Source organism: Cyclobacterium amurskyense (genome assembly GCF_001050135.1).
Taxonomy (GTDB): Bacteria; Bacteroidota; Bacteroidia; order Cytophagales; family Cyclobacteriaceae; genus Cyclobacterium; species Cyclobacterium amurskyense.
This window is the reverse complement of sequence record NZ_CP012040.1, coordinates 4,674,156-4,699,397: the sequence shown is the minus strand read 5'-3', so window position 1 is coordinate 4,699,397 and position 25,242 is coordinate 4,674,156. Positions and strand designations below refer to the sequence as shown.

Annotated in this window: 17 protein-coding genes; 1 reads left to right on the top strand and 16 read right to left on the bottom strand. The window is 37.2% G+C overall.

Translation table 11 applies throughout. From position 1 onward, the window contains the following. Window positions 1-217 precede the first annotated feature (217 nt). Entirely contained in the window at window positions 218-1,354 is a 1,137-nt protein-coding gene (locus CA2015_RS18945) for a DEAD/DEAH box helicase (protein WP_048643312.1), read from the top strand. A 190-nt stretch (window positions 1,355-1,544) separates the two neighbouring features. Here the strand turns inward: CA2015_RS18945 and CA2015_RS18940 are convergent, their stop codons facing one another. The 16 genes from CA2015_RS18940 to CA2015_RS18865 form a co-directional block, all read right to left on the bottom strand. Beyond that, window positions 1,545-2,123 (bottom strand): DNA alkylation repair protein, encoded by a 579-nt coding sequence (locus tag CA2015_RS18940; protein ID WP_262485607.1) that lies wholly within the window; start codon window positions 2,121-2,123, stop codon window positions 1,545-1,547. A 199-nt stretch (window positions 2,124-2,322) separates the two neighbouring features. Next, complete coding sequence (locus tag CA2015_RS18935) at window positions 2,323-2,817, bottom strand: VOC family protein (RefSeq protein ID WP_048643311.1); 495 nt, start codon at window positions 2,815-2,817, stop codon at window positions 2,323-2,325. A 75-nt stretch (window positions 2,818-2,892) separates the two neighbouring features. Beyond that, window positions 2,893-3,708 (bottom strand): AraC family transcriptional regulator, encoded by an 816-nt coding sequence (locus CA2015_RS18930; protein WP_048643310.1) that lies wholly within the window; start codon window positions 3,706-3,708, stop codon window positions 2,893-2,895. Window positions 3,709-3,886: 178 nt separating this feature from the next. Beyond that, on the bottom strand, window positions 3,887-5,806 hold the full coding sequence (locus CA2015_RS18925) for a glycoside hydrolase family 97 protein (RefSeq protein ID WP_048643309.1): 1,920 nt from the start codon (window positions 5,804-5,806) through the stop codon (window positions 3,887-3,889). A gap of 257 nt (window positions 5,807-6,063) precedes the next feature. Further along, window positions 6,064-7,083, bottom strand: coding sequence for a serine hydrolase domain-containing protein (locus CA2015_RS18920; RefSeq protein ID WP_048643308.1), 1,020 nt, complete (start codon window positions 7,081-7,083; stop codon window positions 6,064-6,066). A gap of 12 nt (window positions 7,084-7,095) precedes the next feature. After that, a complete protein-coding gene (locus tag CA2015_RS18915; RefSeq protein WP_240477844.1) occupies window positions 7,096-8,130 on the bottom strand; it encodes an NAD(P)-dependent alcohol dehydrogenase in 1,035 nt (344 codons plus the stop codon). 107 nt (window positions 8,131-8,237) lie between these two features. Next, entirely contained in the window at window positions 8,238-10,565 is a 2,328-nt protein-coding gene (locus CA2015_RS18910; RefSeq protein ID WP_048643307.1) for a helix-turn-helix domain-containing protein, read from the bottom strand. 289 nt (window positions 10,566-10,854) lie between these two features. After that, window positions 10,855-12,351 (bottom strand): IMP dehydrogenase, encoded by a 1,497-nt coding sequence (locus tag CA2015_RS18905; RefSeq protein WP_048643306.1) that lies wholly within the window; start codon window positions 12,349-12,351, stop codon window positions 10,855-10,857. A 244-nt stretch (window positions 12,352-12,595) separates the two neighbouring features. Next, a complete protein-coding gene (locus CA2015_RS18900) occupies window positions 12,596-14,959 on the bottom strand; it encodes a right-handed parallel beta-helix repeat-containing protein (RefSeq protein WP_053086717.1) in 2,364 nt (787 codons plus the stop codon). A gap of 402 nt (window positions 14,960-15,361) precedes the next feature. Further along, the gene (locus CA2015_RS18895) at window positions 15,362-16,174 is read right to left on the bottom strand and encodes a GDSL-type esterase/lipase family protein (RefSeq protein WP_157470547.1); all 813 of its coding nucleotides are present in this window, start codon (window positions 16,172-16,174) and stop codon (window positions 15,362-15,364) included. A gap of 245 nt (window positions 16,175-16,419) precedes the next feature. Further along, a complete protein-coding gene (locus CA2015_RS18890) occupies window positions 16,420-16,911 on the bottom strand; it encodes a DUF2569 family protein (protein ID WP_048643305.1) in 492 nt (163 codons plus the stop codon). Between the two features lie 356 nt (window positions 16,912-17,267). Next, the gene (locus CA2015_RS24900; RefSeq protein ID WP_157470546.1) at window positions 17,268-17,426 is read right to left on the bottom strand and encodes a hypothetical protein; all 159 of its coding nucleotides are present in this window, start codon (window positions 17,424-17,426) and stop codon (window positions 17,268-17,270) included. Between the two features lie 169 nt (window positions 17,427-17,595). Then, a complete protein-coding gene (locus CA2015_RS18885; protein WP_048643304.1) occupies window positions 17,596-19,152 on the bottom strand; it encodes a RagB/SusD family nutrient uptake outer membrane protein in 1,557 nt (518 codons plus the stop codon). An 18-nt stretch (window positions 19,153-19,170) separates the two neighbouring features. Further along, the gene (locus tag CA2015_RS18880) at window positions 19,171-22,284 is read right to left on the bottom strand and encodes a SusC/RagA family TonB-linked outer membrane protein (protein WP_048643303.1); all 3,114 of its coding nucleotides are present in this window, start codon (window positions 22,282-22,284) and stop codon (window positions 19,171-19,173) included. Between the two features lie 756 nt (window positions 22,285-23,040). Beyond that, window positions 23,041-23,448 (bottom strand): GNAT family N-acetyltransferase, encoded by a 408-nt coding sequence (locus CA2015_RS18870; RefSeq protein ID WP_157470545.1) that lies wholly within the window; start codon window positions 23,446-23,448, stop codon window positions 23,041-23,043. Between the two features lie 188 nt (window positions 23,449-23,636). Beyond that, window positions 23,637-25,238: a RagB/SusD family nutrient uptake outer membrane protein gene (locus CA2015_RS18865; RefSeq protein ID WP_048643300.1), complete on the bottom strand. Its 1,602-nt coding sequence runs from the start codon at window positions 25,236-25,238 to the stop codon at window positions 23,637-23,639. Between the last annotated feature and the right edge of the window lie 4 nt (window positions 25,239-25,242).

The following is a 25,242-nucleotide window of genomic DNA, read 5'->3' as shown; positions in this document are numbered from 1 at the left end:
ATTGAGGCGTTTATTACTTCTTCCAAAAGTTCTTAAAATATAATTTATCAGTCCCTTTAGCTATTAAGTAATTATAAAGCATTGCATTAAGCCCAGCTTCTTAATTACTTATTTAACTTGGCAGATAGTAAAAGGTTACTTCTTGAAGGATTTTCTTTATTTTTCGTACTATTATAATATGGTTTAGGCCACAAGTCTATAAATATAAATTTGAAACATGTCTTTTGTAAAACTCAAGCTCCATCCTTCGATACTATCCAATATTACTTCTCTGGGATATGAGAGCCCTACGCCTATTCAAACTCAAGCCATCCCTGTGTTAATCAAAGGAAGGGATCTACTAGGAATCGCTAAAACAGGCTCAGGCAAGACAGTTAGTTATGTGGTGCCAATATTGAATAAAATGGCCTATGGACCTGCGCCTAAAAAAAGTAGGCAGCCAAAAGTTCTGGTTCTAGTCCCGTCTCGAGAATTGGCTATTCAGGTTGTCGAAGTATTTAAAGAATTGTCTCATAAGTTACCCCATCCGATCAAATCTATGGCCATCTATGGTGGTGTATCCATCAATCCTCAAATGAAAGCTATTTTCGGAGTGGACATATTAGTTGCCACCCCAGGACGATTGCTAGACTTACAAAGGTCCAGTGCTATAGATCTATCAAAGGTGGAAACATTAGTGTTAGATGAAGCTGATAAGATGTTAAATCTTGGTTTCGAAAAAGAAATGCAAGAGATCTTTGCGCTTTTGCCTAGCAAAAGGCAAAACATGTTGTTTTCGGCAACATTAAGTGATCAGTTGGCAGGAATCAACCGGGTATTGCTTTCAAATCCAGAAGTTGTGGAAGTTAAAGACAATGCTGAAGATGTGGAATTGATAAACTTATCTGGCTACTTCGTGAGTGATGAGCGCAAAGGCCCTTTGCTAAGACACTTACTCAGAGAAAATGAAATGAGCCAAGTATTGGTATTTACCTCTTCTGGGGTTAAAGCAGATGCGGTAGCTAGAAAGCTATACAATAATGGGTTTGAAGCAGATTCAATCCATGGGAAGAAGAGTCAGTTTGCAAGATTAAAGGCATTAGAGGATTTCAAATCCGGAAAAATACAAGTATTGGTGGCTACAGATTTGATCTCTAGAGGGATTGATTTCCTTGAGCTTCCTTATGTTATAAATTATGAATTGCCTAGATCTCCTAAGGACTTTGTACACCGAGTAGGCCGTACTGGGAGAGCCAAAACTGAGGGCTTGGCCATCACTTTTGTAACAAGAGATGAAACCCACCACTTCAAAGTAATTCTGAAGAAAATGAAGCGTTATATCGATATGGTGGACAGTGAAACCTTAGATTTTTAATCCCTAAGTGACTCTTTTAAGCCAATAAAATGATCCAGTTTTTTAAGCGCTTAGGAACAAAATAAGTTTCAATAAATAAGTGGCTAACCCGTAATGTAACCACATACTGAAATTAATAGACTCGTATGATTCTATCAATCTTAGGTGGTTATAGTTTACTGCAAAATATTTTCAGCGTTAATCTTCTTTATTAATTCTGTTTGACTAAATCCAGATAGTATTTCCGCAGCTTAGGGTCAAACCTCTCAATGGCAACCCTCAAAGTAACTCTCGGCATAGTTGCCGCATAGGCATTCAAAAAGGCTTTTAATCTTTCTTCATCTCTTTTACCCGCTTCTCTAACCCAACTCCCCACAGCCGTTTGAACAAAGTGTTCTGAATCGTTAACAAGTATTTCAGCAATCTTGAATGTGTCCTCTATTTCACCCTTTCGAATAAAATAATAAGTGCTAACAATTGCCGTACGCCGTTCCATAGGGTTTGTGGATCTGGCCAAATCATACAGGGGCTTTTTGTCCTTACCAAACAAGTAACCCCCAATAACATAAGGGGCTGCTCTATCTACCATTCCCCAATCGTTAATCCATTGGTGATTATCAATATATGCTGTGTAAATAGCATGCCTCTCTTCTAGAGATGTTTTTTTATTCCGTGCTTTCCAATCTAAAATTGAAACAGCTCCTAGTCGATGGTCAAAATTTTCATCTCTAAGTAATTTTACCACCTCCTCAACTGGCATGAATTGAAATTTTTTCGCTAAAGAAAACAGTTCCTTTTTAGGGATATTTCCAGGTTATTCCTGACCAATAATTTTTAATGTGTCAACAAATTCTTTTGCCCTCATTGTTCATTTAAATTGGTATTCTACTTTATTTTCTGATAGAAATATACCTATTTAAAGCGAAAACGGTTCTGATTAAAACCCGAACCGTTTTTGCTTGAGTGCATAACTTTTCAACCTATCCTAACTAATTAGGCGAATGTAGACCAAGTTTATTTCCTTCCGTATCTAAAAACAAGGCGAAAAACCCACTGTCATCCGCATGGGCTGTTTTCGGGACAATAATTTCCCCTCCATTGGGTTCGACCTTACCAAGTATGTTTTGCAGGTCATCTCCACCATTAAGGTAAAGGGTAACGCCGTCAGCTGAAGGATTGTACCCTTCCCCTTTCATTAAAACGCCTGTAACCATTTGTTCTTCGTATGGAAATATTCCCATTTCCATACCTGGCATCTCCATTTTCTCAATGGGAATGCCTAAAATTGCTTGATAAAAATCTACTGCTCTTGAAAGATCCGTGGCTGGAATTTCAAAAATTGAAACATGGCTTTTCATATCGTTTTTCTTTTTATTTACCTGAGTGTCAACCGCTATTGCTTCGGTTTTGGATTCGTTTTGGCTGTTGCAAGCCATCATACTAAAGCTTAGTAATGTGGCTGTATAAAGTATGGCTTTGTTCATATTGTCATCTTTAAATCGACAATACAAATTTAGAACACTTGTAGGGTGCAAAATTGTAAAAATGCGTCAGGCAAACTATTTGTAGAAAAGGGTAGAAAGTGCCATACTTTCATTGCCTAAAAACTTTTTCGGGTTGATGCCGGTAAACTCTTTAAAATCTTTTATAAAATGGGCTTGGTCAAAATACTCACTTTCATAAGCGATATTGGTGAGGTTTTCAGTCTCTTTGTTGAGCATCATTTTTAGCGCAGTTTGTAATCGGATTACTTTACCTAACTGCTTTGGGCTAACACCTATTTGTTTCAAAAAATTTCTTTCAAGTTGTCTCCTTTTGGATAGATCCCCTTTAAGAATTGCACCTATTGAAGCACTTCCATTTGTTAATAACAGGGCATCAATGGTCGATTTTACGATAGAATCAATAGTTGATTTTTCGTTCATCTTATCTAAAAGAAACCTTTCAATTATCCCTATTCGTTCCCTACTATCGCTTGCCTCAATTATCTTTTTTTCTAAGGCATTTCCGTCTTTTTCACCAAACAACAATTCAATTGGCGTTTCCTTATTCACCAGGTTTTTAATCGGAATGGTTACGAAGTTCGCAAAACCATAAGGGTAAAATCGAATCGCAAAAGTATTGACATAACCTGTTGGCTCAATATAAAAAGGTTCTATTGTTTGCCCAAGCACCATTGCACGCGGTTGTATAATGAATTCTCCTTCGGAAGTATAGCGTTTTACGTCATCTCCCAGGATAAATGCCATTTCAATACAGCCATCAGGTATAATCCTTTGTTTTTGAGCGTCTTTTTCAGCTGGGACTTCTAGGGTCCAATAGCAATTTACAAGTGCTTGTAAATCTGGATGAGGTTGAAATGTTTGGTAATTCATGGCTTCTTTGAAAGTCTTTTTCGTGAAGAATAAGGTTTTAAGCTACTTGGAGAATGTAGCAATTAAAGTAGTAGGGTTAAGCGAGCTATTTCAAAGCTCAGGCTGAAAGTAAATAAGGCTAATGGTTCGAAAGCTGCTCTCCCACTACCCTGTAACATTAGTGGACATTTCTCTTTTCTCACTCGTTCGAAATCCTTTTAATATACACCACATGCCCCCCTCCTTCAGCCATTCGGACAACAAGTTTGGTATTAGCATCAACTGCTTGTCTTCGAATTATATAGGATTCTTTGTTGGTAAGGAAATTAGAATTTTCGGCATCCTCATAAAGTATTGCCTCGTATTTTTCATCCTTCGACAAAAAACTTAAATCCAATGTAATCGAGCGTGCTTCTCTATTGGAAAGGGAGCCTACAAACCAATCATCTCCTGCTTTTCTGGCAATACTGACATAATTATCCAATGCTGCATCCAGCACTTTATAACTATCAAATTGTGCTGGCATTTTCCGAATACAGTCAAACAAATCTTCTTTTTTCAAATAAGCTTCAGGGCTATCTGGCAATACCATCCATCCAGAATAGATGGTAATAAGTTTAGCTACTTCTGCAACTACAGTTCCTGGTAGCTCCTCGAAAACTTTAGGCCTACCCACATGTGCACTATTTAAATCAAACCATCCATTGGTCATATCCAATGGTCCTGCTATCTGATTAATTAAAACTTGATTGACAGCTGTTTCGGGGAAATGAGAATATTTGGCATCTCCCTGAGCATGACCAAATTCTTTGGTAATAAGGTTGGGCCATGTTCTTCTATCTCCACTTGGGGGAATTGGATTGTCATGAAATTCTACCATTAATTTATACTTGGCACACAGGGCTACAATGGCCCTGGTATTCTTCACCTTTTCTTCTGGCCCGCCTTTCATAAAGCCATATTTCACCCCAACGGCACCCCATTCTGAAAACTGCTTCAAAACCCTTTCCAGTCCAAATTTTTTAGCCCCCACATCATTTAAATAAAGGATGATCCCAATATTTTTATCGGCTGCATATTGCATACATGCTACAATGTCAATTCCTTCTCTTGTAGTGGTAGGATCAGAATTTTCATTGAACTCATCCCCATACCAATCAGCATCAATTAATAAGTACTGAATATTATTTTCAGCAGCGAAATCAATCATTCTTTTATGGGATGCTGTATTAAGTTCATATTCAAAACCATCGGCAGCTTTATAACCCAAAACACGCCAATCCCACAGAGATTTACCCGGCTTTACCCATGAAAAGTCTTGATTTTTGCTGGGTTCATTTAAATTCACCAGCAAGTCAGATTCAACCAAATCACCCACCTTTTCTCCCAACATAAAAGCCCTCCACGAGGTCTTAAAAGGTTGGTTGCGTTTTGAATAGGCTATATGGAAACCAAGTGATTTGTCATTGGACAAAGCAGCAATGGTAAAAGGAGCAAATTCCATTATTTCTGCTTCATGGATGGCCATAAAACTATCGTCATGAAATTGCATAACAATAGGGGTTCTAACTTCTTTAATAGTTTTTTCAGTCCTGAGAACAGGTCCTACATTGTGTTTTTCACCATTGTATGCCCAATAGGAATAGTCACCTCTGAAATTTAAGCTGGTTAATTCCTGATCAATTTTTACACTGTCTTGAATGGCTTCAGAGGGGAAAATATACCGATAGGCAAAACCATCATCATAAACCCTGCACTCAATTTCATACCCATAAGATGAGGACTGGTTTTTTGCAACTTTGAAATTAAATCCATTGTAATGGTTGTTGACAATCTCTTGTTTACCATTTATGGTTTCCCAGGTTTCATTAATCTCTGTCTTTTTTAAATCGCTAAAAGATACATTTTCAACAAAACTAATACCGTTTACTTTTAGTCCTATTATGGAGGATTCCAGAATGGTATCCGAACCATCAATTATAGTAAAAGCACTCGAATTATTAATATTTGAAACATTGACCTGCAGCGCCCCATTTGGAGATAACAACTGAAAATCACTTTGTTTTGAACAAGATACAAAAGCCAATAAAACCAATATTATGGAAATTTTAATCTTCATACAGGCAAGTTTTTTGTTTTAACCCGGATTATGTAATAGGATTCGTAATGAGTGTTGCATATTTCGGGTTTAATGGAGTCCAAATCTGTCGCAAGAATATCACTAAGCAACAATACCTCAATCTAATATGCTTTTAAGGTATTTAAAAGGATTTTCTCCAACATAATGGGAATGCCTGTGGTTTTACTGGATTGGCCTAAGGTCTATGTGAATGCGACAACCTTATCCCCTAATATTTGCCAAAAGACATAATATTTTTAGTCCCTTACTATTTTCACTATACGGCTGTACATGATTTCTGCAAGATTCCAATCATAACCATCAAAGTTAGTTGTATTGTTAAATTGAATCACAACCGTATCAATGTCTTTGAAGTATTTTGCAATACTCTGATAGCCAACAATCAAACCGGTATGCTCATACACATAAATTGAGGAATAGATTTCCTGTTCCCCTTCTTCAAACAGTGAACCATCGTTTAATGCTCTCAAGAATGTACCCACATCAGCTGCTGTGGCCAACATTCCTTGTTCCTCCGTCTTAAAATCATGCTCCTCCCCCACATAATAGCCACTCATTACATCGTCTATATTTACTTCACGAAGTGAAGCAAAAGTATTGTTTAGTCCAAGTGGTATTAAAATCTCCTCCTTGATAAATTGGTTGTGATTGTATCCCACAACTTTATCAATGATCTGGGTAAGCAACAAGTAATTGGTGTTCGAATATTCATAATCATCACCTGGTTCAAAACTAGCCGGCATTTCAATGGCTAATTCAAGTGCTTCCTTATTGAAATTCGGACGATTTTCCCAGTAAGCAGGATTATCGATAAAGTTGGGTATACCAGATCGGTGTTGCACCATTAATCTCAAAGTAATTCTTTCTGCAAATTCAATTTTCCCCACAAGTTCAGGGAAGTAATCAGCAAGGGTATTGTCCAAAGACAAACGTTTGTCATTAGCTAATTTAGCGATAGCAACGGCGACATATAACTTGCCTATACTGGCAATCTTAAATAGGGCATCTGGACGGGCAGGTATTTTCTTTTCCCGGTCATGCCAGCCGGCTGTATACAATGCGGGTGACTGGCCTGCTTTATCCACATAGACTACCATTCCATCAAAGTCATAGTCAATTGCTTCATTTACTTGTTCCTGAACTGTGTCGGGTAATGGCAATATCCAAGCCTTAACCAAAATCCACGGTACGAAGGTCAAAGAACCTATGCTTGCAAGGATAAATACTATTCTGAGTATTAGTTTTGTCCGTTTCATAACCTTAAAGTTTCAAACCGATTCGCTATTATTTAATTGCGGTTTTGCTTTAGGCAGTTTGTGGGGTTTATGTTCCATGACTAAAACTACATTCCCTCTCTTATGCCCTTTATCAATATACCTATGGGCATTTCCAACTTGTTCTAAGGGATAACTCTTGTCTATAATTGATTTTAGTTTACCTGTTTCAATGATCTCCTTTACTTCATTAAATAGTAATTTCAATTCAGCAACGGGTTTCAATCCTGTAGCAGAAAACTTTGCTTTTTTGCTTCCAAATATAGAGGTCCGTAACATTTGGAAAAGGAGCGGCATTTCCAGTACAGGTGAGACATACATTCCCTTTTCAGTCAAAGAGCTTTTGCATGCTGAAAATGATAGCTTCCCTATGGTATCGTAGATGATGTCATATTTTTGACCATTTTTAGAAAAGTTTTGTTTCGTGTAATCAATAACATGATCGGCACCTAACGACTTGACCATTTCAATGTTTTGGGTACTACAGATTCCAGTCACCTCAGCACCATAGTATTTGGCAAGCTGTACTGCTGAAGTCCCTAAACTCCCTGAAGCGCCATTGATCAAAACTTTTTTTCCTGGTTTTATTTCAGCCAATTCCTTTAGAAAATTAATGGAGGTTAATGCCCCATCGCAAACTGGCGCGGCTTCCTCAAAAGTCATATTATTAGGTAGGGTGGTAATTATTCCACCTTCAGGTAGACATAGATACTCTGCTTGTGTACCATAATTCTCAAGAGACTCTCCGAATACCCGGTCGTCTACCTTAAAAGTCCTCACCCCATTCCCTATTGCTTCCACCACTCCTGCAAAGCCAGTTCCTGGAATGGGATTCTTGGGTTTCAACAGACCTAAGAATAAACGACCAATATAAGGCTTGCCTGTGCGCATCATACTTCCAGCTCTTGTGACCGAAGCGGCGTATACTTTTATCAAAACTTCATTTTCCTTAGGTATAGGCTTTGGTACTTCTTGTACTTGAAGAACCTCCGCTGATCCATACCCTGTGCTTATTATTGCTTTCATCATTAAGTGATTTTGACAATTAAGATTTTGTTTTAATAATGAAACAAATGTAAGCCGGATATTTTGGTTAAATGTTCGTGATTATAAATCCGAACCTATTGTAAGCCACTCTAATTCTGATTTTTAAGAAACTGTTTTGGAGTCAAACCTGTTTCTTTTTTAAAATAGGTGTTGAAAACAGTTTTTGAGTTAAACCCACTGTCATAGGCCAATCCTATTAAAGACAAGTGGGAATTGTTAGGGTCGTTCGCATTTTTTTTAAATGCTTCCACTCGGTAATGGTTGACAAACTCATTAAAGTTTTTACCAATACTTTCATTAAGCAACCAGGAGAGTTGATTTGGATGTATTTCTAAATGATTGGCTAAAGATCGCAATGACAAATCACTATTCAGGTAGGGTTTTTCCTCCTCGAAAAGTGCTAATAATCGGTTTTTGTAGCTTTCTGTAGTTTCCTCATCTAACAAAGCTTTTTTGGGGCCTATAGATTGAGGCTCATCGCTATTAGGATAAATGACTTTATGGTACTTCGTATATCTTGAATCCTTTTTTAAATCATTAACCAAAGGATCGGTGTACCTAAGGAGCAATAGGGAAGCCTTGTTTTGGAGGGACTTCTCAACCCATTGGAATGCCTTGTCGACCTCACCTAATACAGCGTGCATTAAGAATAAATAGGAATCAGACGTAAATCCATTAGATGCCTTGGCTTGTTCTTCTAATAGGTGTTGGTACTGTAAAGTTTTGGCTTTGTCTTTTTTCATTGCATAAGCCAAAGCAATGGCTCCGGTTTTTTCTCCTTCAATAATGACGTCTTCAGGCACATTATCAAAGTAGGTAATGACCTCCTCGTATTTTCCTAATTTCAATAAGCACAATGTTTTTATACTGTGGGCTGGAATATTTTTATTATTATTCGCTATGCAGCGATTGAGCATTGTCAGGGCTATTTGATAATCCTCAATCATATAATGGAAATAGGACCTGAAAAAATGGGTTTCATCTGAAAGTGGATTGATGCTTAATGCTATATCAAGGTGATTTTTTGCTTTAGCCCTATTGCCTGCAATGATATATAAAAAAGAAATAAATTGTTGTGCATCGGCATTGTTTGGATTGATCTCTATGGCTTTCTTCATTTTAGTAAGCGATTTGTCATAATCACATCCTATAAAAAAAGCTTGATTGGACAATTGATAATAAACACCTGAAGATTCATCGTTTAATTCGATTGCCTGATTCGTATACTGAATAGTTATCCCCCATGCTTCTTCAAACGGCATAAATCCAGTAGTTCCTAAAAAGCTATAACAGTCCGCATTTCCAACCAATGCATCAGAATAGTTGGGATCAATCTTTAATGCCTTATCATAATAGGAAATCGCCGTTTCAACATCTTTGGGATTCCATTTGTTTTTGTGAAATTTTGCTTTTAAACAGTACTCATAGGCACTGATACTTTCTGTTGGTTTGGTTACAAGGTGTTCATTTATTTCAAAGTGCCCAAAATGCTCTCTTAACTTATCCGCAATTAAAAGACTGATCTCATCCTGAACCTCAAAAATATTCTCCAGCTTCCTGTCCCATGTTTCCGACCAAAAATGAAAATCTTCCTCTGTTTGGATCAATTGCGCAGTAATCCTCATTGTATCCCCAGCCAACCGTACACTACCTTCAAGAATGGCAGAAACATTCAACTCTTTCGCTATTTGTTTGATTGGAACATTTTTATTTTTGAAGAAGAAAGAGGAAGTCCTGGAAGTAACTTTCAGACTCTTAATTTTTGCCAGGGCATTGATGATCTCTTCCGTAATCCCATCACTGAAATATTCATTTTCAGCACTCGTACTCATGTTTGCAAAAGGAAGCACTGCAATGGTCTTATAGTTATTTTTTCGCTTTCCACTTATTTCCTGGAGTAGAGGGACTTTAATTCCCTCATTGCTAATTGCAAATACCTCCACTGGGTTTTCTATGTTCTTTAATTCAAAATGGCCAAGTGAAATTGTAGAAATAGTGGGATGGTTTTTTAGCTCATCATTTAATTTATTCGACAATAGAATACCACCCGCGACGCTCATGCTTTCAATCCGCGATGCGAGATTCACTCCATCCCCATACACTTCAGTTTCGCTATATACAATGTCCCCCATATGCAGCCCTATTCGCACTGGTACTGGATCACCATCTTGCAAAAGGTTTTGGATTTGGATGGCACAATTTGCCGCTTCTATGGCACTCTTGAAAACACTAAGCGTACCATCTCCATAATACTGAATGATTTCACCATTGTAGATTTTATGAAGGCTTTCGAAAACCTCTCGGTGCCGTGATCTAATCCTCATGGCCACAGCTTCATTTTTTTGCATCAATGCCGTATAGCCGACAATATCTGTAAACATGACGGCTGCCAATTGCCGTGTTATCTTACCTTTCATTAATTGTTTCTTCTGAAAATTTAAAAACCCAATGGCTCAGGAAAGTATCAATTTAACACATTCTCATTTTATAACCTTTAAAAATAAGAATAAAAAAAACAACTATCAGCATGCCCTTAATTAAACTCGAAGTATGCAATAGATATCCAATTAGGTGCTGAAATCGCCTCATAAAAAAACCTATCCTGTCAAATACAGGATAGGTCACGAAGTTTTACCACCAAGTCTTGCTAGTAAGCTACTTTATTATTTTCTCATATGAATTCTAGTAACAAGATTTTAAACGGTCTTAATTTTTACCGTCTTTCACAATTACATCATGGGCACCGCCTTCAATGATACTGGTCGATGACACCAAAGTCAATTTGGCATCGGATTGTAATTCCTTAATTGAGGATATTCCACAGCTACACATAGTTGATTTAGTTTTCCCAATAGTTTGGTCTAAATTATCCTTTAACTTACCTGCATATGGAACATAACTGTCTACGCCTTCTTCAAATTTCAGATTGTCATTTCCTCCCATATCATAGCGTTGCCAATTTCTTGCTCTATTAGAACCCTCGCCCCAATATTCCTTAACATAATTTCCACCTACAAGAAGCTTTCTCGTCGGACTTTCATCGAAACGGGCAAAATACCTCCCCATCATTAAGAAATCCGCCCCCATGGCAAGTGCCAATGTAATATGATAATCCTGAACAATTCCTCCATCTGAACAGATGGGAATATATTCTCCACTTTCTATAAAGTATTCATCGCGTGCTTTGGCAACGTCAATAAGGGCAGTTGCTTGTCCTCTACCTATGCCTTTCTGTTCTCTGGTAATACAGATAGAACCTCCACCAACACCAACTTTTACAAAATCGGCACCAGCTTTGGCTAAATATAGGAAGCTTTCTCTATCTACCACATTACCAGCACCAATCAAAACATTGCCATCGTATTTTTCTTTCACATAAGAGATGGTGTCTTTTTGCCACTCTGAGAAGCCATCTGAAGAGTCAATACACAACACATCAACACCAGCTTCTACTAATGCTGGTACCCTTTCCTCATAATCTCTTGTGTTAATCCCTGCCCCTACCACCAACCTTTTCTTATCATCTGACAGCTCGTTTGGGTGGTCTTTATGGCTGTCATAATCTTTGCGAAACACAAAATACTTTAATTTGCCATTCTTATCGACAATTGGCAAATTGTTCAATTTATGCTCCCAGATGGTATCATTGGCCTCATTTAAAGTGATTCCATCCTTGGCTGTTATCAAATTGGATAAGGGTGTCATAAAATCTTTCACCTTCTTACTCAAGCTTTCCTTGCTAACCCTGTAATCCCTACTCGTAATTAGCCCTAATAGCTTGCCACAAGAGGTGCCATCATCTGTTACGCCAACGGTTGAGAAACTCGTCTCTTTTTTTAAGGCCAATACATCCTCTAGGGTATGTTCAGGCGTTAAATTGGCTCTACTTTCTACAAAGCCAGCCTTATATTTTTTTACCTCCATCACCATTTTGACTTGATCTTCAATTGACTGAGAACCAAAGATAAATGACAAGCCTCCTTCTTTTGCCAAAGCGATGGCAAGTCCATTGTCAGATACCGATTGCATAATGGCAGAGACAAAGGGAATATTTAGGGTGATTTTCGGAACTTCCCCTTTTTTATACTTAACTAATGGTGTTTTTAGATTTACTGTGTCTGGGGTGTTTGACTTCCTTGTTAATCCAGGTAATATCAAGTACTCGCTGAAGGTCCTTGAAATTTCATTTATTATATTTGCCATATTTTTTTCAAATAAAATTCTACAAAATTAGAAATTAATTTTGGTAGATATGCTTAATTTATAATTTACTCTTCATTTTAAGCCATTGTCCACTCTAAATCAAAGGTATAGGATTAGAATTGGTCTACCGATTCTCTTGCCTTTAACTAAACGATTACATGATATTTATGAAATCTTAAAATAAGGTTAATAGCTTTAATTAGTTTATAAAATATTGTCAAAACTGTCGTGAATTGCTATCAATTCACTGCAAATTAACCTTTATTTCGTTCACCTTCTGATTACGGACTATGCTTAACTTTAAATATCCATGCCATAAATTTTCCTGATATTTTATAAGCAGTTCTGAAATGTTTTTTATTTTTTCCCCTTCAACCCCAACAATAACATCGCCATCCATTATTCCTGAAATTGCTAATTTACTTTCATTTTTTACGCTTAACACAATTACCCCATCCATATTATGTAAACCTGATGCAGATTGTTCTGCTAGGGTTTCCACATTTTTAAGTGTAGCACCAAGCCAATCTTTTGTGCTTTTGGTGTCATTTTGAAAATAAGGCGCATTTAATTCTGGAATGCTCGGTTGTTTGGCAATGGCTTTTAATTCCGCTTTTTGAACGCCAAAATTGTCCATAGGGAAATTTTTGAATCCCAATTGAAGTGCAGGAGAATTCTCTGCAACCGTAAAGTCCCCCGTTTCAGGAGAAACAAACATTGGATTTCCGTAAAGACTATTGGCATCAGTATTGTTTTCCTGAGCTAAGACCAAAGACTCGGCATCAGGAAATAAGTTATAATCCACTTCCTTACCCCAACCCGTAAGCCGAATTGGGAAATGTTTGGTCATTGTAATGTTATTTCTAAAAACATCTTTACTATTGGCAAACCAAACATGTGGATGAAAACCGTTGTTTACCATTATATTATTTTCAACTACCCTATCAAAACCTTCACGAAGTTTGAGACCTCCGTTCAAGCATAAATTATTATAAATATGGTAATTGGATGAGCCATCATCTAAATCAATATCCCAACCATGGTCACAACGAAAACGATTGTTTCGGATAATGGTTGTGTGAATGGCGTCCCAATAGGGCATTTGAGGATTCGCTTGTACTAAACTGTCAATAATTTTTCTGTTTGGATGCCAGAAACGGTCTCTACCCCAAGAGTTGAATGCTCCATGATCCCCAGTTTCCATAACAGTATTAAACACATCATTATTTTCAATAAGATGTCCTCCCCAAGTACCTTCACTTACATTGATTCCTGCCCGCGGGACCTCATAAATACTATTGTTTTTCACATGAATATTCATGGCCATAGAGATCTGAACTCCTGCCACTTGCTTTTCTATGCGTCCAATTTTATAAATCAGGTTGTTCTCAACTTTACAGTCTGCGGGATACAAATCATTGGCTGGGCCTTGAATACTATCGATCTCTGCAATAGGGACAAACTCGTTGTATTGATAAGATGCTGAACGAACAGCAGTAAAATCTCCCACAAAACTGATGGCTGTTGCCCCACAATCATGAATGTGATTACCAATTATTTCAGTATTTCTATTGTACCCATTGACGAAAATCACGTTCCCTCCTAAATTGATAAATTCGCAATCCTTAATAGTGATGGACTCGGTTCCGCTTAATAAAATTGACCCTCCTCTGTAGATTGTCCAATCGCTACGAAGCAACTTACTATAATCCTCCATAAAAGTTCGCATGGCATGTTCAAAACGTATCCCTTCAATATTGACATTTTTAACAGGATTTTCGGAGTTCCCAATTACCTCAATAAGGTGCTTTAAAGTGGATACTTCAGTGGTTGAATTGACTAAATCAGTACCGTCCTTAGCCCACAGATAAAGTTTGTTTTCCTGTTTATCAAAATACCATTCTCCTTCACTGTCCAACTCTTCAAAAATATTTTCTACCATTTTAAGTTCAGGGTGCATGGCTGAAGGTCTATTATTTTGATGTCCACCAATTAGACTTAGTTCTCCAGTTGAATCTACCCCAGTTATCTGGTAATGAAAACCACCCCATCGGCCACGATGCATGGCGTGTACAAAACCTCCCTTAGGTTCCTTCCATGACGCTACACGTTCTTTTGCTATGGCATCCTCAGCATGGCCTTGCCAAGCCCCTCCATTTTCATCGAAATTAGGATACCTAGCCAGAATCTGCTTTTCTCCATTGATAAATAGCTGATTAAAAACCAGGTTTTCTTTAAGCTCGGTAATCCAAATATTTTTATCGAATGCTTTCCAGTTTGTCTCCAGAACCGTTGAACCTTTAACACTTACTTTGTCTGTTCCTTCCCCGATAAGAGCGATATTGCTTAGTTCGGAAGAGATTACCAAAGGAGCTGTTAAATGATATTCCCCTTCTTTCAAATGGATGGTTATCGTTTCATTGGTATTTTTCCTGATTTTAATTGCTTCTTCCAAGGCTTTTTCAATGGTGTGGAAAGGCATTTCACTTGTTCCATCATTCTCATTATTACCATTGGCACTAACATAAATGGTTAGCTCCTTACTGCCACAACTTATGAGAACAAATGTTGTTAGTACTACAATAATTTTTGCTTTTAAATTACCCACTGATTTTTTTTTAAATTTTTTGATATGTTTAAGAATCCCGCGTTTTTCCAGTTACAAGAAATATCTTTTATAGTCTAAGGGTAATTATCTCTTAATAGCATTCCTATTGTCTTGATCCTAAGATAGGAAAATATGCAGTCATTTAAATCCAGTTATTGTAATAGGATTTCTCCACCCTGACAGTAGTTAGAGGTAAAGCCTGTCCCGTGTTTAGGGGAAGTGTTGCAATCGAGAGAAAATCAGGCTATTTGGAGGTTTTAGCATAGCACCTCTATAGTGAAATTGGAAACAACAACAAAGTTGCTTATTTTGAAGCGATATAGATTATCTATTCCATATTTCTACCCAGCTAAAATAATCCAACCTCTATTGCAATTTTAAAGTGTTAAAATAATTTGATTATTAATCTCCCATACTATCAATAAAAGGGCCTAGTGCTTCGCCCCAAATTTGATATCCTGCTTCATTGGGATGGCAGAAATCAAGGGTGACCTTTTTGGTAAGGAGACCATCTGAGTCCAGCATTTTAGAAGCAATGTCTAGCAATATTATCTTTTTATCAGCTGCATATAGCTTTAACAATTGGTTTGTTTCATTGATAAATATCCTTCGTGGATTATCTGGCTTTTCTTCACGAGGCATTATTTCCATTAATACAATTTTAGCATTTGGCGCTTTAGTTCGAACGCTGGTATAAATTGCAGCGATTCCTTCAACTATTTCTGCAGCAGTATTCATGCGTGCATTTTTCGTTTCACTGGTATTGTTGGTGCCTATATGGATAATTACCAATTTTGGATCAAGCCCATCAAGTTCCCCATTGTTCAAACGCCAGAGCACATTTTGAGTACGGTCCCAGCCAAAACCTAAATTCAAAACCCTATGGTTCTTAAATGTTTCCTGCCATGAATTTGGGCCATTGGATATTCTTGATCTTCCATCGGCATATTTCAGTGGGGGGTAATCGCCTCCCCAAAAATGAGTGATCGAATTTCCTATTAAAACAATTTCTGGGTCCAATGAATCTTTTACCTCAAGAATATCATTATGGCGCACCAACCAATCGTAACTGTCATCTTCAAGTTTTGGAACTGGTATTATGGCTGTATTGCTAGGTTTTTCGACCGCTTGGATTTCTTGCTTCTTTTGCAATTTGCAGCTTAAAATGCAAAAGGAAAAGAGGGCAAGATAAAGGAGCTTTGTTATTGACTTCATTTTAAAATGAGATTTTAATAGTATAGACAAGTTAGCTATAAAAAATGCTGGATATTGACTTCTTACCAAGTCAATACACATCATTAAGTATTTTACTATTTGTAATTGTATAGAACCAAAAGTTGAGAATTATGTGCTGATTTATTAAAAATACTCTAGGAAAACAAACCAACCAAAGCCATCTGGTTTAAAATTCACCCTATCCTAAATTTAGTCTCAATATTGAGCATTTCACAGACAAATTTTCACCTAACAAAGGTTTGATTTGGACGCCTCCCCTTATTTAAGTAAAGCCCAGTAATTATGGCCATAATTCCAGTTTTGGCAAGGCTACTTTCAATATTGCTTGCGTCTTGGTCCGTGAGGTTAGCATAATAGTCCAAAAAGTAAATTCTTAAAACTTCTGTCAAAATGAAGTAACCAAGAAGTCCGATAAAAACCGTAGGGAATTTCTTTTTCTTTTGAAAGAATATAATGAGGCTCCAAACAAGAATGCCAAGCCCTATTAACATTGAAATAATCAGGTAGGCGTAAATGTAAATTCTGATTTTTAGTAGATTATCATTTGTCTGAAAAAACATTTGCCAATCATCAGCCAAAAACTCATTTAAAGTTGTTAAAATACTAATAATAAGTTGAATGGCACTACCTAAAAGTATGACCATTATGACCCACAGCCACCCACCAATTGGCTTTCCCTTCATTTTTATGGTTACGTTTTGATCAATTTCTTGCATTATTTCAATTTACCTATGTCCTTTCTATTAATGTGTAGTTTTTTCAATTAAATAGTGTGATCAATTATTTGGTAAAAAATTGTTGTCTGTCTACTTAACACTGCTTTTCTCAAACTAGATTTACAAGAAGAAGGCATAAGTCGGTTTTGAGTAATTAAACCAAGTTGAGGACTCAATTTAAGCTTAAAAACATCAACTTCTCTATTGGTCTATTTAAAGTGGATACCTTCCAGAATCCTCTAAGGTACGGAGGCTTCAACGGACCATCTTAAATAATAATCTAAATTTACCTTTTGCTTCGTCATGCGAAACTGTCGGCCATTTAGAATATCTCTTAGACATCTCTCAACACCGGATTATTCCGATGCAGATAATTCAACCCACCAATCATTGTTTTCAGATTTCGCTTCCTCTTCAATTTTCAAATTTTCAATGGTTTCCTTGTCCTCTATCTTAGTTAACCATTCTATAAGTTCTAATTTTAGCGCATCAAGTCTTGGACTATTTTTTTCCAAGATACCAAATTTGGGAGGTTGGTTAAAGTACCATTTTCAATTTTTTTAAACACTCAAAATTACTCAACAAGCAATGTTGAGGCTAAAAATATAACCCACAAACAAATCGTTTGTGGGTTTTTATTCAACATTAAGATCTATACTTTAACTTGATAAATGCAGCGTATCCTTAATAATTCGGGTTTTGCGTCATATTATCATTAATATCAATCTCTGCTTGAGGAATTGGCCATAAATAATCCCGCTCAGGTCTGAATGTCCTTGTCAGGCCACTGGTAATGGTTTCCCATTCTCCACTAGCTTCGTTGAGGTAATACAGTCCTTCTACCGTGCCAATTTTGTCCTCTCCGATCTTCCATCTGTTCATGTCATACAAACGTAATCCCTCAAAAGCCAATTCAACCGCTCTTTCATCCCTGATGATTGCTCTAAACTCCTCTTGGGTTTTACCTGTCTCTATGGGAGGCATTTCTACAGTTGGTCTTTGCCTAACCCTATTTATCGCCTCGTAGACTGAATCGTCAATTTCATTCAATTCTATTTTGGATTCAGCATACATAAGTAGCACATCGGCATAACGTATCAAAATCATATTGATAGAACCTGTATTGGGATTGGTGCCATCAGCTTCAAAATCCACCCACTTCTTCAAGTTGTAGCCATTTACCGTAGAAAATTCCGAAGACCTCACCCTATCTGCTGTAGGACTATCCGGCAATGAGTTAAAGGTGCTGGTACCAATTGGCTGTCCTGTATAATAAGTCGTGAAATTCCATCTTGGATCAATGTTTTCAAAAGGGTTGTTGGGATTTTTAGGTCCTTTGTACCCATATTTTAAAAACAAATTGTGAATGGGTTCCACTACAGATCCACCACCTATAGAAGCTGCAGAAAACGAAAAGGCATTGTAAGTATCACCACCTACTGCATATTGTCTATCAAAAATCACTTCTGAAGAATTCTGCCCAGCATAATTAAATAATTTCCCATAGTCTGGATAAAGTTCATAGATTCCTAAATCCATGACTGCCTTAGAAGCATCTCTGGCAACAGCATACCTTTCATTTCTGTAGGCAACCCTGGCTTTCAATGCTATAGCAGCACCTAAAGTAGCTCTACCTACTTCTTGGGTATAACTCAAAGGCAATTGACTTCCCTGAATTATCTGATCCAACTCAGCAATCACAAAATCAACAACTTCAGATTTTGCTGTTCTTCCGATTTGATCAGTAATTTCAAGTGGCTCTAAGATCAAGGGTACATCCCCCCAAAGACTACTTAATTGGGTATAAAAGAAAGCACGTAAAAACCTTGCTTCTGCTTTGTATCTGGACAACAATTCTTGATCTCCTTGTTCTATCCTGTCAATATTTGCCAACACATTATTGGCCCTTTGTATCCCTCTGTAATACCTGTCCCACTGAGACCCAATCGCTGCGTTGACGGGATCAAAAGACCCCATAGTCACATCATGTAAAGAGCCAGGTCCGGAAGGTGCTCGAAATCCAATATCCGTTGCACCATCCAATTCTTTGACCATTAACTGACCATCCAATTCCGCATAAATCCCATTTACTGCGAGATTAGCATCTTTTTCTTGTTGCCAGTAAATTAGTTCTGAAACTTGTCCGGGAGGAACCAAATCCAGCCCTTGGTCACAGCTAAACATGCCCAAAGCCAAATAAGACAGTCCTATATATTTTATTGTTTTATTTATAAATTTCATCGCTTTTCCTTTTTTAGATTAAAACCTTACGTTTATGCCACCACTGAAAAGTTTGCTGTGAGGGAAGAATTGGCTTCTACCTCTAGGTGTTTCCGGATCGAACAGCTCTGTTTCTGTAAAAGTCAACATGTTTTCTCCGGAGATATAAACTCTCAGGTTGGCTACAAGATTTTGAGGTATAGTATACCCTAATTGGAAATTCTTTAATCTAAGATAACTGGTGTTTTGTAACCAAAAATCTGACTCCATTAGGTTGGCTGAATTCCCAGATCTCACCATTGGCCAGGTGCCATTTGGATTTCTTTCAGGGTGATAAGCTTCTCTAGCCATGGTGGTAGGAATAAAATTCGTATAATTTGGACCTTCCATCAAAGCACCATCCAAAGAATGTTGCTGACGAAGTACTCCTTGCCAAAACATAGAAAAATCAAATCCTTTATAAGAAGCACTAAACCGAACTCCAAACTCATACCTTGGGTCTTCATTCCCCATGATATATTGATCGCCTGCAGGATAAAGGGATTGAGAAATAACACCATCCCCATTTAAATCCTCATATATAATGTCTCCAATCGTAACAGTAGGAAAAATGGTCGCTGGATAATTGTCTAAGTCCTCTTGGGTCTTATAAATACCAGGAGATTTTAAACCTCTCAAGGAATTGATTGATTCACCTTCAGTCCATACTGTAAATTTATCAGGGAAAAATGGTCCGGTACCTTTCAAATCTTCAATCCTACTGACTACATCAGAAAAATTCAAACCTACTGAATACTCAAACCCACTGTCTGAAGCAGGAGCACCATGATAATTGACTGCCAATTCCCAACCTTTATTAGAAACTGCTGCTGCATTTTGAACTGGAGGGTTGTAACCAATGGTTCTAGGAATCGGTAATTCTATCAAAATATCATCAGTATATTTGTAAAAATATTCCGCGATTACTTCAATCCTATCGTCCATAAAGCCCATGTCCAACCCTATATTTGTCATTGTAGTGGTTTCCCAGGTAATGTCAGGATTACCTGCACTAGTGATGGCTGTTCCTGGGACCAGGTTATTGTTAAACTGGTAGCCAGTACCAAGATTATAGGTGTTGAGGTACCTGTAAAGTCCAATACTCTGGTTACCCAATTGACCCCATGAGCCTCGAAGCCTTAAATCACTAAACAAATCACCTTCTCTAAGGAATTCTTCTTCAGAAATTCTCCAACCTGCTGAAAAGGATGGGAAAATACCCCAACGCTTGCCTTCTCCAAACCTGGAAGATCCATCATACCTAACGTTGGCCTGGAACATGTATTTGTCGTCAAAACTATAGTTGGCCCTTCCGAAAAATGACCTTAGTCTCCACTCCTGAGAATAACCACTTGTCTTCTGGTTTTGAATATCACCAGCGTTTATATCCCGCAAGTCATTGCTATAGAAATTGTCTCTAGTTGCAGAAATCTGCTTGTACCTATTGTAAATTTCCTCATAACCAACCGTTCCTTGTATACTATGCTTGTCAAAGGTTTGGTCATAATTCAAATACAATCTTTGACTCAGTTCACGTTGGTTCATCTGACTTTCTGTAAGCACCGAAGTGGCAAACCAACCACCAACATTTACCAAATCACCAGTTAAATAATTCCTCATGCCTGCCAGGCTATTTTGAAACACAAATCCATCTGTAGATTCGGTGTTGAGTGTAACATTCCCTTCAAGAGATAAAGCTTCATTGATAGTATAAGCAAAACCTAACTGACCAAAAACATCATCACTTATATTGCTTGTTTCTCCCTCTTGAACCATTGCTCTTGCATTCCATTGGCCTGAAACAAGGTCATAAGTTCCGTCAGGATATTCCATTACAATATTTCTATTGATATGCAGTAAGGCTTGGGTGATTCGCTGACCAGTAAATCCTGGTCCACTAAAGCCTCTATTCCTATACATCAGGTTGGTTTTAATCGTCAATTTATCAGTAGCATACATGTCGGAATTTATCCGCATGGTTACCTGCTTGTTATTGAAGTTTTGAAGGATTCCATCTGTATCAGAATAATTTACAGATGCGAATACTCTTCCGGATTTTCCACCACTGGAAAGGGAAATAGAGTGCCTTTGCTGCAAAGCATTTGGATTAAAGATTCCACCTTCATAATCCGCAAAAGGATATTGTAAAGGATTGGTACCTGCAGCCACATTCTCTATATAGGTTTCACTATAGGTTGGATTTGCTCCCACATTGGCCTGGGCCTCATTTTCTAACCTCATCCAGGTAACTGGATCTGTTGGTTCAGGAAAGAAATTAGGGTTTTGCCATCCCACAAAATTATTGTAGGTAATCTTGACAGCACCTTCTTCTCCTCTTTTTGTAGTTACTAGAATTACACCATTTGCTGCTCTTGATCCATAAATGGCAGATGAGGCTGCATCCTTTAAAACAGTAATAGATGCGATATTATTTGGTTCAACTGTACTTAGCGATTGTTCTACCCCATCTACAAGGATCAATGGATTGGAATTATTCAATGTTCCAACCCCCCTTATCCTGATGCTGGTACTTTCATCTCCGGGAGCACCACCGTTGTTTTGGATGGAAAGTCCTGGTGTTGTACCCTGCAACGCTGCAGCCGTATTGACCACTGGTCTTCTGGCAAGGTCCTCCCCTGAAACAGTACTTACTGCTCCAGTTACATTTGCTCTCTTTTGGGTACCGAAACCTACAACCACAACCTCATCTAAAGAAGAAGTAGATTCCAATAGGGTCACATTTATAATGGATCGGTCTCCAATTTTTATACGTTGGCTCTCAAATCCTATAAAGGAAAAAACCAATTCAGATTCTTCCGGCACAGTCAATGAATATTTCCCATCTAAATCGGTAGCGGTACCAATAGTAGTGCCAGGTAAAGAAACCGTAGCTCCTGGAATAGGCTCTCCATTTTGGTCTGACACTGTACCTGTTACGGTAACATCTGCCAAAAAGAACGGTTTTGGTGAATTGCTTTCAAGTAATAGAGTAGAAGCTCCATCATAATAGGCAACAGCATACCCTTTGTGGATATTAGGATAAAATAGCTGAATAGCCATAAGGAAAATCAATACTTTGATTGACAAATTCCCCGTGAGTAATCGTTTTTTCATAACTTTGTAGGCTTTAGTGTTGTTTTATGAACTGCATTAAATTAGATCAAATGGATGAACCTGAGAAACTTACCCATTTGTCTATCACTTTTGTGAAGGCCATCTATTTATAGATGGCTTTTTCGTTTTTGGCTTTTTCTCTACATAAGGCGGACAAATTTTACGTGTTATTAATTTGAAATATTTTATTAATTGAATTGCTTCAATTTTTATTGCTAAGGTTTGATTTTTAGGTTTGTCTGTTTTTTTCTCTTCAATACCATACTGCAAAAAATAAGTTTACTCACCCTTTAAAACTATTAAATTAAAAGATTAATTTTTACTAAATAATAAAATATTACCAACAACTAATTTATAATTATAGATTTTAATAAGCTAACATATAACTATTCAAATTACTAATCCTAACGGTATAAATATTTTATTATTTACTTCAAAATATATTGTTCAAGATCAAAATAGATAAAATTCCTTTGTTAACAAAGACAGCGAATAATTATTAAATAATTATGCACTTAAAGGAAAAATATGGTTTTTATGGGAGGATTATTAACCTTAGTTGGTATAATGTTACTGATAAAGTTAAAAATATAAAAGAAAATAACCAGTAAAAAATATTTTTTAAATAAGAATTATTTCAGGAGTTTCAGCATGTTGTTCATTATTTATAGGCAAACTTTCGAGCTAGAGTAAAAGTAATTTTGTAAATAATTTTAAACCTGAAGCTAATTCTGTCTAGAAGAGTAAGTGAATTGTTCAATGCTCACTGCCATTATAGATCCACATAGACTGCGTTTCCCCTGCCTTTTCAAAACCGACCTTCTTATAAAATTCAACGGATTTACCATCAGCTGTTAGCATTTGCATATGGAAGTCTTTGTAATTTTCTTGAAGCTTGGATACAATTTTTCTCCCTACTCCTTGTCCCTGATAATCTGGATGAACCAATAAATGGGGATAATGAACAACTAAATATCCATCGGAAATTGCATTGCCTATCCCAATCAACCTCTCCTTATCCCAAGCAGATATTAATGAATGAGAATTAAGCAAGGCATTTTTTAATTCATGTGGCTTTTCCGCAGCGGACCATTTGTTTGCTTTGTAAAGGGCAACAATTTGTCCAACATCAATTTCCCTCGTTTCTGAAATAGTAATGCTCATGTTTGCTTTTTTACTTAAACCCAACTCACTTGCTTTTAGCTCTAAGCTAACAGGTTTTAGAATGCTATAAAAATAAGGATGACTTTTTAATACTTATTTGCTCAGGGTAGGCTTAAGACGCTAATTATAATAAAAAAAGGCTCACTTTTTAAGTGAACCTTTTTTTACTTATCACAAGTTACAATTTCTTAATAACCTGGATTTTGAGTTAACCCTGGTTCCACTCTTAAACTGTTTTCATGAAATGGCCAGCGATAATTATGAGGTTGAAAAGAACGATCTTCGATTTTCAATGAAACCATTTCGCCATTTTCCATTCGAGTATGACCCAAGGCAGGTTGATTCAATACCTCTTCAGCAATTCCCCATCGAATTATATCTTCATATCTTAAACCTTCTCCTGCAAATTCAATTCTTCTTTCGTTTCTAATCAAATTGATCCAATCTTCTTGACTAAAGCCACTGTACTCACTACCGGTTACATCAGCTACGGTCATATCTAAACCAGCGCGTTCCCTTACCATATTGATGCTTTCTAATGCCAATGCATCAATGTCATTTAGCATAATTTTGGCTTCAGCATAAGTCAACAGTACTTCTGCATAACGCAACAACCCAAAGTCAAAGTTACCACCGGATCTAAACGCATCTGCTTCCGAAACAAACTTCTTAAACCAAAAGCCAGATTTACTTGCCCTTTGATTTTCAAAGAACATAGGATTGTTAGTGTTGTAAATATCAATTGGCTCTCCATAAAAGGTGTCACCTTGCCCCATTATACTTGATTCATACCTAGGGTCCCTGTTAAGATTTGGATTTAACAAATACTCTTCTTCTGAATGCAATGGACAGTCTGAAATAGGCCTGCCTTGAAGAGTCCAATAGGAATCTACCAAAGCCTTCAAAGGCACTACATAAGATTGACCATTACCTGTTCGGTAATGCGGCCCCAAGTCTCGAAAAGAATTGGTTGCACTATTATTATGACTTTGCATATCAAAGTGCATTATAAATTCATTGTTAGTGGAAGCACCTTCATATTGAAAAAGCTCTTCATAATTTGAATACAATGAATATTTTTCACTATCCATTATTTCCTTGGCCAACTTTGCTGCCAATTCAAAGCGCCCATTATACAAGGCGTACCTCATAGTCAATGCTTTAAATGAATACTTATTAAACATGTATTTATCTGAAGTATACTCATCAGCAGGTAAACGAGAAGCGATGTCATCAGCCAAAGGAAAAAGTTGCCCTAGGATTTCTTCTTTCGGAGTAGTAGGCTGTAACGCGTCTACTAAATCCGCAGGTTGTAAATGAAAAGGAACATCACCCCACCTGAAAGTCAGCTTAAAATAATGCCAAACCCTAAGTGCCTCCAAAATTGCCTTGTACTTCGTTCGAACGGACTCATCTTCCACATAGGGTATGTCAGCATTATCAACAAAGGTATTCAACCTACCCAAATGCTTCATTTGCAATTCATAGTAAAAAAGAAATGCTGAAGAGGTACTATTGATATTACCATTTGCTATTCTTTGATGATGGTGACCATCTACCCTGCTGTATGCATTATCAGATTTACCTTCTTCCATATAGAATAAATTCTGATGGGAACTTGGATGTGTAAATACATCCAAATAACTGCTATAAACCACCCTTCGTAGATCTTCTTCATCATTAAAGAATTCAACAAAAGAGGTTGCTGTTGGATCAGTTTTGTCGAGAAATTCTACACATCCTGACAAGCTGAACCCTATAAATCCTATAATTATTATTAATTTTCTCATGGTT

Excerpts from the sequence above, each read along its gene's own strand:
- CA2015_RS18890 (WP_048643305.1), bottom strand. The coding sequence starts at position 16,911 with ATGCAAGAAATTGATCAAAACGTAACCATAAAAATGAAGGGAAAGCCA.
- CA2015_RS18915 (WP_240477844.1), bottom strand. The coding sequence starts at position 8,130 with ATGATGAAAGCAATAATAAGCACAGGGTATGGATCAGCGGAGGTTCTT.
- CA2015_RS18905 (WP_048643306.1), bottom strand. The coding sequence starts at position 12,351 with ATGGCAAATATAATAAATGAAATTTCAAGGACCTTCAGCGAGTACTTG.
- CA2015_RS18925 (WP_048643309.1), bottom strand. The coding sequence starts at position 5,806 with ATGAAGATTAAAATTTCCATAATATTGGTTTTATTGGCTTTTGTATCT.
- CA2015_RS18910 (WP_048643307.1), bottom strand. The coding sequence starts at position 10,565 with ATGAAAGGTAAGATAACACGGCAATTGGCAGCCGTCATGTTTACAGAT.
- CA2015_RS18935 (WP_048643311.1), bottom strand. The coding sequence starts at position 2,817 with ATGAACAAAGCCATACTTTATACAGCCACATTACTAAGCTTTAGTATG.
- CA2015_RS18930 (WP_048643310.1), bottom strand. The coding sequence starts at position 3,708 with ATGAATTACCAAACATTTCAACCTCATCCAGATTTACAAGCACTTGTA.
- CA2015_RS18880 (WP_048643303.1), bottom strand. The coding sequence starts at position 22,284 with ATGAAAAAACGATTACTCACGGGGAATTTGTCAATCAAAGTATTGATT.
- CA2015_RS18885 (WP_048643304.1), bottom strand. The coding sequence starts at position 19,152 with ATGAAATTTATAAATAAAACAATAAAATATATAGGACTGTCTTATTTG.
- CA2015_RS18870 (WP_157470545.1), bottom strand. The coding sequence starts at position 23,448 with ATGAGCATTACTATTTCAGAAACGAGGGAAATTGATGTTGGACAAATT.
- CA2015_RS18895 (WP_157470547.1), bottom strand. The coding sequence starts at position 16,174 with ATGAAGTCAATAACAAAGCTCCTTTATCTTGCCCTCTTTTCCTTTTGC.
- CA2015_RS18945 (WP_048643312.1), top strand. The coding sequence starts at position 218 with ATGTCTTTTGTAAAACTCAAGCTCCATCCTTCGATACTATCCAATATT.
- CA2015_RS18920 (WP_048643308.1), bottom strand. The coding sequence starts at position 7,083 with ATGAAACGGACAAAACTAATACTCAGAATAGTATTTATCCTTGCAAGC.
- CA2015_RS18865 (WP_048643300.1), bottom strand. The coding sequence starts at position 25,238 with ATGAGAAAATTAATAATAATTATAGGATTTATAGGGTTCAGCTTGTCA.